The sequence below is a fragment of the Iamia sp. genome (genome assembly GCF_035575815.1).
Lineage (GTDB): Bacteria > Actinomycetota > Acidimicrobiia > Acidimicrobiales > Iamiaceae > Iamia.
The window spans coordinates 1-11,464 of record NZ_DATLXO010000192.1 but is presented as its reverse complement, the minus strand read 5'-3'; the positions used below and the strand labels follow the sequence as shown (position 1 = coordinate 11,464).

The 11,464-nt window shown below is 73.6% G+C and carries 15 protein-coding genes; 8 read left to right on the top strand and 7 right to left on the bottom strand.

Annotated elements, in window-relative coordinates; genetic code table 11:
• Together VNL12_RS19435 and VNL12_RS19430 are read right to left on the bottom strand one after the other, a co-directional pair.
• The coding region (locus VNL12_RS19435) for an SDR family NAD(P)-dependent oxidoreductase (protein ID WP_325596791.1) at window positions 1-234 on the bottom strand (234 nt) is incomplete at its 3' end.
• 241 nt (window positions 235-475) lie between these two features.
• Window positions 476-1,285, bottom strand: coding sequence for a thioesterase family protein (locus tag VNL12_RS19430; protein WP_325596818.1), 810 nt, complete (start codon window positions 1,283-1,285; stop codon window positions 476-478).
• 69 nt (window positions 1,286-1,354) lie between these two features.
• On the opposite strand from VNL12_RS19430, the gene VNL12_RS19425 reads away from it, so the two are divergent.
• From VNL12_RS19425 to VNL12_RS19390, 8 genes are all read left to right on the top strand, one after another.
• The gene (locus tag VNL12_RS19425; protein WP_325596816.1) at window positions 1,355-2,110 is read left to right on the top strand and encodes an SDR family oxidoreductase; all 756 of its coding nucleotides are present in this window, start codon (window positions 1,355-1,357) and stop codon (window positions 2,108-2,110) included.
• 27 nt (window positions 2,111-2,137) lie between these two features.
• Complete coding sequence (locus VNL12_RS19420; protein WP_325596814.1) at window positions 2,138-2,437, top strand: Dabb family protein; 300 nt, start codon at window positions 2,138-2,140, stop codon at window positions 2,435-2,437.
• An 11-nt stretch (window positions 2,438-2,448) separates the two neighbouring features.
• Complete coding sequence (locus VNL12_RS19415; RefSeq protein WP_325596812.1) at window positions 2,449-3,840, top strand: amidase; 1,392 nt, start codon at window positions 2,449-2,451, stop codon at window positions 3,838-3,840.
• Between the two features lie 53 nt (window positions 3,841-3,893).
• Window positions 3,894-4,088: a hypothetical protein gene (locus tag VNL12_RS19410; RefSeq protein WP_325596810.1), complete on the top strand. Its 195-nt coding sequence runs from the start codon at window positions 3,894-3,896 to the stop codon at window positions 4,086-4,088.
• A gap of 79 nt (window positions 4,089-4,167) precedes the next feature.
• Window positions 4,168-4,785: a nitroreductase gene (locus VNL12_RS19405; RefSeq protein WP_325596808.1), complete on the top strand. Its 618-nt coding sequence runs from the start codon at window positions 4,168-4,170 to the stop codon at window positions 4,783-4,785.
• 59 nt (window positions 4,786-4,844) lie between these two features.
• Window positions 4,845-6,026, top strand: coding sequence for a steroid 3-ketoacyl-CoA thiolase (locus VNL12_RS19400; RefSeq protein ID WP_325596806.1), 1,182 nt, complete (start codon window positions 4,845-4,847; stop codon window positions 6,024-6,026).
• Between the two features lie 146 nt (window positions 6,027-6,172).
• Window positions 6,173-6,715, top strand: coding sequence for a thermonuclease family protein (locus tag VNL12_RS19395; protein WP_325596804.1), 543 nt, complete (start codon window positions 6,173-6,175; stop codon window positions 6,713-6,715).
• Between the two features lie 31 nt (window positions 6,716-6,746).
• Entirely contained in the window at window positions 6,747-7,580 is an 834-nt protein-coding gene (locus VNL12_RS19390; RefSeq protein WP_325596802.1) for a polysaccharide deacetylase family protein, read from the top strand.
• A gap of 21 nt (window positions 7,581-7,601) precedes the next feature.
• Here the strand turns inward: VNL12_RS19390 and VNL12_RS19385 are convergent, their stop codons facing one another.
• The 5 genes from VNL12_RS19385 to VNL12_RS19365 all read right to left on the bottom strand — a co-directional run.
• Window positions 7,602-7,988 (bottom strand): SCP2 sterol-binding domain-containing protein, encoded by a 387-nt coding sequence (locus VNL12_RS19385; RefSeq protein WP_325596800.1) that lies wholly within the window; start codon window positions 7,986-7,988, stop codon window positions 7,602-7,604.
• 63 nt (window positions 7,989-8,051) lie between these two features.
• Complete coding sequence (mca, locus tag VNL12_RS19380; RefSeq protein ID WP_325596798.1) at window positions 8,052-8,915, bottom strand: mycothiol conjugate amidase Mca; 864 nt, start codon at window positions 8,913-8,915, stop codon at window positions 8,052-8,054.
• A 380-nt stretch (window positions 8,916-9,295) separates the two neighbouring features.
• A complete protein-coding gene (locus VNL12_RS19375) occupies window positions 9,296-10,129 on the bottom strand; it encodes a hypothetical protein (RefSeq protein ID WP_325596796.1) in 834 nt (277 codons plus the stop codon).
• A gap of 114 nt (window positions 10,130-10,243) precedes the next feature.
• Window positions 10,244-10,885, bottom strand: a complete 642-nt coding sequence (locus VNL12_RS19370) for an RNA methyltransferase (protein ID WP_325596794.1) — start codon at window positions 10,883-10,885, stop codon at window positions 10,244-10,246.
• A gap of 4 nt (window positions 10,886-10,889) precedes the next feature.
• A partial coding sequence (locus VNL12_RS19365) for a hypothetical protein (RefSeq protein WP_325596792.1) occupies window positions 10,890-11,464 on the bottom strand: 575 nt, incomplete at its 5' end.

Sequence of the window (11,464 nt, the reverse complement as noted above, 5' to 3'; positions counted from 1 at the left end):
GGGCAGAGCGGCCCGGCTGTCGGGGTCGGCCAGGTCGGCCTCGACCACCTCGGCCCGCACGCCGTGGGCGGCGACCAGGTCGGCCGCCAGGGCCCGCATCTCGTCGCCCCGCCGGGCCACCAGGGTGACGCCCCGGCCCCTACGAGCGAGGTCCCGGGCGATCTCGGCGCCGATGCCCGACGAGGCGCCGGTGACGATGCAGGTGCCGGCGTCCGACGGTGGGGGCAGGGCCATCGCCGGATCGTAGGGGCCCTCAGCGCGCGCAGTACCCGGCGGCGCCAGCCGACGACTGGCGACGGCCAGCCCCGACCGTGAACCGCTACTTCTGGCGATCCCACTCCCGGGCCATGGTGGACTGGCTGGCGCCCGGGCCCGAGCGGCCCGGCGGCCGAAGGCCGCCCAGAGCGGAAAGGACAGCGCAGTACCCGGCGGCGCCAGCCGACGACTGGCGACGGCCAGCCCCGACCGTGAACCGCTACTTCTGGCGATCCCACTCCCGGGCCATGGTGGACTGGCTGGCTGTCGCCAGCAGGGTGCCGTCGTCGGCCCACAGGTGGACCAGGCCGTGGCCGAAGCCCCGGTCGAGGGCGTGCACCTCGATGTCGACGAGGATCCACTCGCTCGGCACCAGGCGCACCACCCGCAGCGTGTTGTCGAGGCTGTTGCCCCCGACGTGGCGACCCAGGGCCTGGCTGGTCCCGAACGGGACGTAGTCGCCGAGCACGGCGAGCTTGGCCGCGGTGGTCTCAGGCAGGTCCGCCATCCGGGCCCACAGCGCGGAGCGCCCGTCGGGCAGCGGGGTGGCGTCGAAGCGGTCCATCTGACGGCCCCGGGCCAGGCGGAGCTCGATGCGGCGCATGATCGACTCGTGGGAGTCGTCGAAGCGCGACGGCCGCAGGTCGCAGTCCTCGGGCGGGGGCACGTCGGGCATGGTGGCGAACTGCCCCCGGACGGCCAGGTCACGGTCGCCGAGGGCAGCGTTGACGGTGAGCACCTCGGTGTCGCCCACCCGGGCGACGGCCCGGGCCTGGCTCACGGTCTTGCCGTCGACCGGGATGGTGACGTCGATGTCCATCACCGAGGGCGGTCGGGCGTAGGACAGGTACTGGGCCGTGCCCCACACGAGGGGCCGACCGGTCGTCGCCTCGAGGGCCTGGATGGCGGCACCGAGGCCGCAGCCGCCGAAGAGGAACCCGTGGCCGGTGCACAGGTGAGGCTCGACCGGCAGGTACCACCGGTGCGGGTTGTGGGTGGCCTGAAGGCCGAGGAACGGCGCCGGATCCATGGACGGCGACCCTACGCGGGACTCGCGACCAGTCCGCACCCGCCGGGATCGGCGGTACAGTCGGGCGCCGTGGACCTCGGGCTCTCGACCAGGACAGCCGCCGTCGCCGCCGCGTCGGCCGGGCTCGGACTCGAGGCCGCCCGGGCCCTGGCCCGCGAGGGCGTCACCGTGGCGATCTGCGGCCGCGACCGGGCCCGGGTCGAGCGGGCGGCGGCCCGCATCGGCGAGGGCGCGGTGCCTCTCGTCGCCGATGTGTCCTCGCCCGAGGGCGCCACCGACTTCGTCGCCCAGGCCGTCGACGCTCTGGGCCGGGTCGACATCCTCGTCGCCAACGCCGGCGGCCCCCCATCGGGCACCTTCGCCACCACCCCGCTCGAGGCCTACCTCCCCGCCCTGTCGCTCAACCTGCTCTCGACGGTCGCCATGTGCCATGCCGCGGTTCCGCCCATGGCGGCGCGGGGCTGGGGCCGCGTCGTCGCCATCACCTCGGCGTCGGTGCGCCAGCCCATCCCCACGCTGATCCTCTCCAACACCGCCCGCGCCGGGGCCACCGGCTTCTTGAAGACCCTCGCCCTCGAGGTCGCACCGCAAGGGGTGACGGTCAACTCGGTGCAGCCCGGCATCCACGCCACCGAGCGCTTCCGCCTGCTCTACGGCGACGACGAGGACGCCGTCGCTGCGGTGGCCGAGAACATCCCGGTGCGCGCCGTGGGCCGCGCCGAGGACTTCGGCGAGGTGGTGGCGTTCCTCTGCTCCACCTCGGCGCGCTTCCTCACCGGCGCGGCCATTCCCGTCGACGGCGGTGCCAGCCGGGGCCTCCAGTAGCACCACGTCGCGCCTACGGTCGGCGGCGTGCTGACCCACATCGTGCTGATCCGCCTCCACGACGACACCACCCCGGAGCAGGCCGACTCGCTCGTCGCCGGTCTGCGGGCCCTGCCCGGGAAGATCCTCGCCATCGGCACCTACGCCGTGGAGCGCGACCTCGGTCTCGCCGCCGGCAACCACGAGGTCGCCATCGTGGCCCGCTTCGCGTCGCCCGAGGACCTGAGGGCCTACGTCGAGCACCCGGCCCACCGGGCCGCCGTGCGCGACCTGATCGTGCCGCTGTCCTCCGAGCGCGCCCGCATCCAGATCCCTGACCTGGCCTAGTCTCCGCCGCCATGGTCGACACACCGTGGTTGGGCGACGCCTGCTCGCTCGTCGAAGCCTTCCGGGCCAAAGAACGCTCACCGAGCGAGGAGCTCGAGGCGACCCTCGGTGCCATCGGGGCCTCCGAGCTCAACGCCTTCTCCCACCTCGACGTCGACGGGGCCCGCGCCGCTGCCGCCGCGGCCGACGTGTCCCGACCCTTCGGCGGGGTGCCGGTCGGCATCAAGGAGCTCGACAACGTCGAGGGGTGGCCGGCCACCGAGGCCTCCCTCGTCTTCGCCGGGCGCACGGCCACCTACACCGGCACCATGGTGTCGCGCCTGCGCGACGCCGGCGGCGCCACCCTGGTCGGCCAGACCACCGCCAGTGAGTTCGGCGGGCTCAACATCTCGGTCACCAAGGAGAACGGCATCACCCACAACCCATGGCAGCACGGCCGCACGGCCGGGGGCTCGTCGGGCGGTTCGTCGGCGGCAGTGGCCGGCGGGTTGGTGAGCATCGCCAGCGGCGGCGACGGCGGCGGGTCGATCCGCATCCCCGCCGGGTTCAACGGGCTGGTGGGCATGAAGGGCACCGTCGGGCGCATCCCCCGGGGCCCGCGCACGCTGATCCACCCCATGACCGTCGTGGTCGGCTGCCAGGCCCGCTCGGTGCGCGACGTGGCCCGCTGGTACGACGTGACCTCCGGCTTCGACTCGCGCGACCCCTACTCGCTGCCGCGCATCGAGGGCTGGGAGCGCGACCTCGGCTCCCACGATCTCCGGGGCATGAAGGTCGCCATCTCGCCCACGCTGGGCGCCGCAGTCGTGGCCGACGGCGTCGCGCAGAGCGTCGTCGCCGGGGCCGAGGCCCTGGTGCGCGACGCCGGGCTCGAGGTCGTCGACGTCGAGATCGCCCTGCCGGTGCTCGACATCGCCTGGGCGCTGGCCAACCTGGTGGGTCTCCGCATGGAGCTGGCCGACCTGTGGCCGGACTGCAAGGACCTGCTCACGCCCGAGATCGCCTTCGGCCTGGAGATGGCCGACGGCTCGGTAGACCTGGAGATGTCGGGCCGGGGCGAGGCGGCGCGCACCATGTCCAACGAGGCCCTCGCCGATGTGTTCGACCAGGTCGACTTCGTCATCTGCGCCACCAACCCCGACGTCGCCTTCCCGGCCCACGTGAGCACCAACACCCGCGTCGCCGGCGAACGGGTCCCGCTGGGCAACAACGGCGCTCTCACCATCCCGGCCAACATCACCGGCAACCCTGCGGTGTCGATCCCCATCGAACCCCTCGACGGGCTCCCCGTGGGCATGCAGGTCATCGGCCGCCACCACCACGACGCCCTCCTGCTCGACCTGGCCGCCGTCGTCGAGCGCGAGTGCCCCTGGCCCCTGGTGGCCCCCGGGGCCCCTGTCTGACGCCCTGACCAGGGCCGATGCTCACTGTCGTACCCCTTCCGCATACTGGACCCATGGCACGACAGCTCGACCTCATCCCCTCCCCGTCGGCCGACGCCGAATGGCGCCTCGACGACCAGACCCTCGAGAGCGGCCGCCGTGGCCTGGCCAAGGCCCGGGCCGCCCTGGCCCGGGCCCAGGCCCGCCTCGACCACGACGCCACCGACGCCACCGACGCCACCGCGCACCACCACCGCACCGCAGCCTGACCTCCGACCGCCCGGGCGGTTGGTGTCCGCCGACGATGGTGATACGCATGCCCGACGTCCTCGTCCGAGAAGGATCCCGATGAGCGCAGCCGCCTCCGTCCCCCCCTCCGGCGTTCCGGTCCTCAGCGCCCTGCTCGACCGGCGCAGCACCGCCGCCCTCGTCGAGCCCGGGCCCGATGCCGCCGAGGTCGAGCTGCTGCTCCAGGCCGCGGCCACCGCCCCCGACCACGGGCGCCTGCGACCCTGGCGCCTCGTGGTGATCGACGGCGACGCCCGCGCCCGCTTCGCCGACGCCCTCGAGGACGGCGGCCTCTCTCGTACCCCCGAGCTCTCGAACGGCATACGCCAGAAGCTGCGCGCCAAGGCCTTCGTCGCACCCACCCTGATCGCCGTGGTCGCCGCCCCCCGGCCGGCCAAGGTCGAGCGCTGGGAACAGGTGGCCTCGGCCGCGTGCACCGCCTACGCCATGGTGCTCGCCGCCCACGGCCTGGGCCTGGGGGCCATGTGGAAGAGCGTCCCGTTCCGCACCGGGCCGCTGCTCGCCGACCTGCTCGACATGGAGCCCGACGACGAGCTCCTCGGGTGGGTGCTGGTCGGCACGCCCGCGGATCCGTCGGCCACGGTGGGCCGCGGCGCAGCCGAGCTCGCCGGCATCGCCTTCCGCCTCGACGACGAGGGTCGCCTCCTCCCCCACTGACCTCGCCGGCACGCGTGCGGTGGGCGGGGCCGGCGCCGGGGCCCGTAGAGTCCTGCCCCATGCCCGAGGTCGTGATCGTCGATGCCGTGCGCACCCCCGTGGGGCGACGCAACGGTGCCCTGTCCACCGTCCACCCCGCCGATCTGCTCGGCACCGCCCTGACGGCGCTCATCGAGCGCTCCGGCGTCGATGCCGCGGCCATCGAGCAGGTGGTCGGGGGGTGCGTGAGCCAGGTGGGCGAGCAGTCGTTCAACACCACCCGCACCGCCTGGCTCGCCGCCGGTCTGCCCATCACCACCGCGGCCACCACCGTCGACACCCAGTGCGGCTCGTCCCAGCAGGCGAGCAACCTGGTCACCGGCCTGGTGGGCTCGGGCGTGGCTGACGTGGCCGTGGCCTGCGGCGTCGAGCTCATGAGCCGCATCCCCATCGGGTCCAACTCCTCGAAGAAGCTGGGCCTCGGCGTGCCCATCCCCAAGGCCTACTTCGGCCAGTACGAGTTCACCTCGCAGTTCGAGGGCGCCGAGCGCATCGCCGAGAAGTGGGGCATCAGCCGCGACGACGCCGACGCCTTCGGGTTCCGCTCCCAGCAGCTCGCCGCCCAGGCGTGGGCCGAGGGCCGCTTCGACGGTCAGGTCGTCGCCGTCGATGCCCCCGATCTCGACGCCGAGGGCCAGCCCACCGGCACCACCCGCACCGTCGCCCGCGACGAGGGGCTGCGCGAGACGACCCTCGAGAAGCTGGCGGCCCTCAAGCCCGTCGCCCGTGAGGACGGGATCCACACCGCAGGATCGTCGTCGCAGATCTCCGACGGGGCCGCCGCCCTCCTGCTCGCCAGCCGCGAGCGGGCCGAGGCCCTCGGCCTGCGGACCCGGGCCCGCATCGTCGACACCTGCCTGGTCGGCGTCGACCCCGTGCTCATGCTCACCGGCCCCATCGACGCCACCGCCCGCCTGCTCGAGCGCACGGGCATCAGCGTCGACGACATCGACGTCTTCGAGGTCAACGAGGCCTTCGCCTCGGTCGTGCTGGCCTGGCAGAAGGAGCTCTCCGTCGACCCGGGCAAGGTCAACGTGAACGGCGGGGCCATCGCCCTCGGCCACCCGCTCGGCGCGACCGGCGCAGTGCTGATCACCAAGGCGCTCGGTGAGCTCGAGCGCACCGGAGGTCGCTACGGCCTCGTCTCGATGTGCTGCGGGGGCGGCCTCGGCACCGGGACCCTCATCGAGCGCCTGGGCTGAGGTCGCCTTCGCTCCGGTGGGCTCCGCACCCGGATCGGGTGAGCACCGACCCAGCGGGGTAAGGGGGGCTTGGGCCTGCGGTGCCCGACGGACCTGGTCCGGATCGCGGCTCGGCCGCCGACTGCCTCCATTGTCGGGAGCCTGCCGTGCCCGCCCACCCCACCCTCCCCGCCCGGCGTCCGGGTCGGGTCACCACCGCCCTGCTCGGGGCCGCCCTCGCCCTCGGCCTGCCCGGCTGCTCGCTCGTCGGCGGCGACCGGGCCCCACCGGGGACGGCCGTGGTCGTCGAGGTCGTCGATGGCGACACCGTTCAGCTGCGGCTCGGGCGCCGCACCGAGTCGGCCCGCCTGCTCGGCATCGACACGCCCGAGACGGTGAAGCCGGGCGCACCGGTCGACTGCTACGGGCCCGAGGCCTCAGCCCGCACCAAGGCCCTCTTGCCCGCCGGGACGACGGTGCGGGTGACCCGCGACGTCGAGGGACGTGACCGCTTCGACCGCCTGCTGGTCTACGTGGTGCGGGCCCGCGACGGTCTCTTCGTCAACCTCTCACTGATCGAGGACGGCTACGCCCGCACGCTGTCCATCGCCCCGAACGACGCCCACCGGTCGGAGCTGGCGGCAGCCGCGGCGCGGGCCCGGGCCGCCGGGCGGGGCCTCTGGGGGCAGTGCCCGCCGGAGGGTGACTGACCCGCCGGTCCGGCCGGTAGCGTCACGTCCCGTGACGAGACTCGCCGAGCGCCTCGGCTTCCGGTCCGATGACCGGGTGGTCATCATCAACTGCGACGACCTGGGCTCCAGCCAGGCCGCCAACGACGGCGTCTACCGCTCGCTGCGCGACGGGCTCGCCACCAGCGCCTCGTTGATGGTGCCGGCCCCGTGGGCGCGCGAGGCCGCCGCCCGCTACCGGGGTGAGGACGTCGGGGTCCACCTGACCCTGAACGCCGAGTACGACCTCTACCGCTGGGGCCCCATCACGAGGGCCCCGTCGCTGCTCGACGGCGACGGCGGCTTCCCCCGCACCGTCACCGATGTCTGGGACCACGCGGACCTCGACGAGGTGCGCCGTGAGCTGCGGGCCCAGGTCGAGCGGGCCATCCTCTGGGGCTTCGACGCCACCCACCTCGACAGCCACATGGGCGCCCTTGCGCTGAAGCCCGAGTTCTTCGACGTGTACCTCGACCTGGCGGTCGACTTCGGGCTCCCCCTCCGCCTCTCGGGCCCCTCCACCCAGACCGCGATCGGCTTCCCGTTCCGGGACCTGGCCGCGTCCGAGGGCGTGGTCGTGCCCGACCACCTCGTCCGCAACCACGGCGCCGGCAGCCGGCCCAGCATCGACGCCGCGCTCGCCGCGCTCCGCCCCGGCGTCACCGAGCTCTACGTGCACCCGGCGGTCGACACGCCCGAGCTGCGGGGGTTCGCACCGGACTGGGAGGCCCGGGTCGACGATCTCGCCCTGGTGGGCCCCGACGGTCCGCTGCGAGGCGCCCTCACCGCCGCCGGCGCCCGCCTGATCGGCTACCGCCTCCTGCGCGACCTGCAGCGCGCCGGCTGATCGCCGTCGGGCCGCCTGCGCCTAGAGCTCGGTCTTCGCGGCGACCTGGGCCTGGATCGCCTTGTACTCGGCGCTCTGGGTGAGGGGCATGAGCGACATGAGCTTGCCCATGTTGCCGCTGACCTTCATCCGGCCCTGCATGAAGGCGGCGTTGGCGTCGAGCTCGCCGTTCAGGATCTTCACCGAGTCGTCGTAGGTGGTGGAGAGGGTGAACTCGGCGCCGGTGTCGGTGCCGAGGGTGTTCTCCTGCATCACGCCGTTGTCGATGACGGTGAAGTACTTCACGTCGCCCTCGGGCGTGCCGGTCACGACGTACTGCATGCGGGCCGTTGCGCCCGGGCGTTCGGGGAAGTCCTGGGCGAGCTCGCGCTGCAGGTCGAGCCACTCCTGGGACAGGTACTTCGCCATCGCTGCACCTCCTGGTCCGGGGACGGGCGGCACCCTACCCGAAGGTGGCTCAGGGGGGATGACCTAGGCCAGTCCGGCGAAGAGGTCGTCCTCGGGCAACGGTGCGTCGACGGTGCTGAGGGCCCGGATGTAGTCCTCGAAGGGGTGGATGGTGGCGGCCACGTCCTCGGGGAGCCCGAACCAGAACGGCGACGTGGGGTCGACCTGGGTGGCGTGGGCCCGCAGGGCCCCGGTGCGCACCGCGTAGAGGCCGTGTACGTCGATGGTGGTGGTGATGCGATGGTCCTGGGATTGGCGGGCGAACCACTCCTCGGAGAACGGCGACTCCATGGCGGCGTCGAGGAACGCCTGGTGGGTGGCCTCGAGCCGCCGACGGGACCACACCGACCAGTAGATCTTGGCGACCGACCACGCCGGCCCGGTCTCGGCGTGCTGCTCGGGGTCCGCGGCGGCGGCGATGGCGGCCATCGAGACCTCGTGCACCCGTAGGTGGTCGGGGTGCGGGTAGCCGGACTGGTCGTCGCCGTAGGTGAGCACCACCTGGGGGCGCTCGCGGCGGATGATGGCGACGAGGCGGCCCACGGCCTCGTCCAACGGGGCGCGGGCGAAGCAGCGGGGATCGGCGTTCTCGGGGGTGTCGGGCATGCCGGAGTCGCGGTACCCGAGCATGACGATCTCGTCGTAGCCGATGATCTCGGCCGACGTGGCCAGCTCTTCGAGGCGCACCTCGTCGAGGCGCGCCCGGATCTCGGGGGTGTCCATCGAGGGGTTCAGGATGTCGCCCGCCTCGCCCCCGGTGCAGCACACCAGCACGGCGCGGGCTCCGGCCTGGTGGTAGCGATGCACGGTGCCGGCCCCCTTGGACGCCTCGTCATCGGGGTGGGCATGGATGCTCAGCAGGCAGCGGGGTGCGGTCTGGGGTGCCATGGTGCGATCAACCTAGGCGGTCACCGGCCGACGCGGCTCGGGTCCTCTGGCCCGGCCGGGGCGCGACCCGCCCCCGGGGAGCGACCCCCGGGGGCGCGTCGTCGATGGTCGGCAATCAGGACACCGCCGTCGGTGTGAGAGGGCCCGGTGGTCTCCGAGGCGACGGCGGAGAGGAGGGCGCCGGCGGTCCCGGCAGGTCGATGCCTCTTCTCCGACGGCGCACTCCGAACGCATCCGTGGGTCCCGCGAACGGAACGGGCGCTGATGACAGCCCATCGGTTGTCAAGGACGACCAGCGACTGCACCATCGCTGATCGGTGACTGGGGTCACTGTGCGCCTCGGGCGGGGGTCCGTCAACCCCCGAACTCCCGCGCGTGGGTTAGCCCTCGGAGGCCTGAGCGGCGGTGGCGGCGTCGGCCTTGCGGGACTGGTAGGCGGCGAAGCCGAGGGCGAACACCCCCAGGATGAAGAACGTGCCGATGCCCTGGGCGAAGAACACGAAGAGCGCGGCGGCCAGGGCTGAGACCAGCAGGGTGCGGCTCCGGGTCGTCTTGGTGAGCGCGGCGACGGCGATGCCCGAGATGACGATCGGCACCAGGGAGAACACGATGGCGAAGATCGGGTCGGCCACATCCAGCAGGCGCCCGCTGCCGGCGGTCACGGGGTCGGCGTCCTCGAAGCGGGCGACCAGATCGGTCTGCTCGGCCTCACCATCGGCCGACGCCTCGACGACGGTCTCGCCGTAGTACTCGAAGGCGGCGATGGGCACCACCGAGAAGCCCAGCAGGGTGACGGCGCTGACGAGGGCGACGAACAGGGCTAGCAGCGCCGCCCGGCCGCCGGGCTGGGCCATGCGGGTGAGCAGGGCCCCCCGGATGCCCGAGACGTCGTCGACCTCGACGGGCACCGAGCGGCTCGGTTGGGCCCGCGACGGACGGCCCCCCTCGCCGGGGGCACCGGCGGCGGGCCGCGGCGGGAACAGCTTGCCGAGGAGACCTCCTGAGCCCGTCGCCGCCGCACCCTTGCCCGCGGTTGGCTTGGACCCGGACCCCTTGAGCCCCGTGCCCTTGGCCGCCGGGGCGGCGGCGGCCGTCCGGGCCGGTCGCGCGGACTCCGAGCGCCGGGCCGCCTCGATGCGCTTCTGGCGGCTGATCCGCTCCTGGCGGTTGCGGGCCTGGCGGCGGCGCTTGGCCGCGTCCTTGTCAGCAGCCACGAGGTGAGCTCCGGCGGTGGGCGCGGCGGCGGGTGGACACGATCACGGGCGCGAACCTAGTGAACCGTCACCGGTCCCCCACCGCCCGTGCCCGCCGAGCCGTACCCGGAGGTGTCAACCCGTGACGTGCTGGCGGATCCAGGTGTGCATGGCGATGCCGGCGGCCACCGCGGCGTTGATCGAGCGGGTCGAGCCGAACTGGGCGATGGAGCGCACCTCGTCGGTGATCGCCTTGGCGCGTGGCGAGAGGCCCGGACCCTCCTGGCCGAAGAGGAGGACCACGGATCGAGGGAGCCCGCCGCGCTCGAGGGGGCGGGCCCCGGGCAGGTTGTCGACCCCCACGATGGGCAGATCGCGGGTGGCGGCCCAGGTGTCGAGGTCGTCGAGGCTCGGGTGGTGGCGGACGTGCTGGTAGCGGTCGGTGACCATGGCGCCCCGCCGGTTCCACCGCTTGGCCCCCACGATGTGGACCTCGGCGGCGAGGAAGGCGTTGGCGGTGCGCACGACCGAGCCGATGTTGGGATCGTGGTGCCAGTTCTCGATGGCCACGTGGAACGGGTGCCGGTGCCCGTCGAGCTCGGCGACGATGGCCTCGAGGTGCCAGTAGCGGAAGCGGTCGGCGACGTTGCGGCGGTCACCGGTGGCGAGCAGCTCGGGGTCGAGGCGCGGGTCCCCGGGCCAGGGCTCGGGATGGGGGCCGACGCCGACGGGGCCGTCGGTGGCCCACTCGGTGGGCCCGGGCCCGCCCGTGTCCACCGGGTCAGCCGGCCAGGCGATCGGCGAAGGCAGCCAGGTGGGCCTCGTCCACCGGCAGCCCGGGTTCGGCGGGCCCGATGGCGGAGGAGTAGCCCACCAGATCACCCGAGCGCACCAGGCCGCCGGCGACGGCCGAGCCCTCCTCGACGAGGGCGGCCAGGACCGCCTCGTCGCCGACTCCGGCCACCTCGGTCATCGTGGTCCCGGGCTGGCAGGTGACCAAGCCGTCGCTCACCTGGGCGAAGAAGGCCTCGGCGGCGGACTCGTCGAAGAAGCGGAGGATGGTCTGCTGGAAGGTCACGGCGTCGTCCCCGGTGCCCTGCAGCAGGGCTTGCGACGCCTGTTCCTCCCATGCGGCCTCGATGAACACGTCCTCGCAGAGGTCGCCGTCGAAGGACCCGTCGCCCAGGCTGTCGTCGGGGACGTAGCCCTCCCCCAGCTCGGTCGGGTCCGCCAGGAGCTCGGCGAGGGGGCTGTCGTTGGGCGGCAGGTTCGGACTGGTGGTGGTGGGGGCGTCGTCGTCGCTGGTGGTGGTCGGCTGGTCCTCGCCCGCCGTCGTGGTCGAGGCGTCCTCGGTCG

Bases quoted from the DNA above. Each gene is read 5' to 3' on its own strand.
- VNL12_RS19400 (WP_325596806.1), top strand. From the start codon at position 4,845: ATGCCCGAGGTCGTGATCGTCGATGCCGTGCGCACCCCCGTGGGGCGA.
- VNL12_RS19415 (WP_325596812.1), top strand. From the start codon at position 2,449: ATGGTCGACACACCGTGGTTGGGCGACGCCTGCTCGCTCGTCGAAGCC.
- VNL12_RS19405 (WP_325596808.1), top strand. From the start codon at position 4,168: ATGAGCGCAGCCGCCTCCGTCCCCCCCTCCGGCGTTCCGGTCCTCAGC.
- VNL12_RS19410 (WP_325596810.1), top strand. From the start codon at position 3,894: ATGGCACGACAGCTCGACCTCATCCCCTCCCCGTCGGCCGACGCCGAA.
- VNL12_RS19430 (WP_325596818.1), bottom strand. From the start codon at position 1,285: ATGGATCCGGCGCCGTTCCTCGGCCTTCAGGCCACCCACAACCCGCAC.
- VNL12_RS19385 (WP_325596800.1), bottom strand. From the start codon at position 7,988: ATGGCGAAGTACCTGTCCCAGGAGTGGCTCGACCTGCAGCGCGAGCTC.
- mca (WP_325596798.1), bottom strand. From the start codon at position 8,915: ATGGCACCCCAGACCGCACCCCGCTGCCTGCTGAGCATCCATGCCCAC.